Source organism: Mesorhizobium sp. M1C.F.Ca.ET.210.01.1.1, assembly GCF_004791585.1.
In the GTDB taxonomy this organism is placed as follows: Bacteria; Pseudomonadota; Alphaproteobacteria; order Rhizobiales; family Rhizobiaceae; genus Mesorhizobium.
On the sequence record NZ_SRUU01000186.1, the window covers coordinates 1 to 304 of the forward strand.

1 protein-coding gene is annotated in these 304 nt (G+C 54.6%); it reads left to right on the forward strand.

The window, feature by feature from the left end:
* On the forward strand, positions 1 to 188 hold a 188-nt coding region (locus tag EN853_RS34440; RefSeq protein ID WP_210236102.1), incomplete at its 5' end, for a hypothetical protein.
* Positions 189 to 304: the final 116 nt, after the last annotated feature.

The window sequence follows — 304 nt, forward strand, 5'->3', positions numbered from 1 at the left end:
CGAAAAGGTATGCTTCGCGACGTCTGCGTATGACACCATTTACATTGCAGCGCGAAAGGCAGCGAGAAAAACCAGAAATTTATCCAAGAAATAAAGGAAAAGCTGTGTTGCCATTGACAGGCTGGGTCTGTAAATTTGTCACGATTGTAAAAGCGTCGGGGCAGGCGCTCGACGCGTTACCCATGTAAATTCTTGTCAAGGATGGCTGGGATGGCCGACCAGAAGATCTTTGCCGGGCCGCGGCTGCGCCGGTTGCGCAACGCCAGGGGCCTGACCCAGACGGCTATGGCCGATGGCCTGGGCA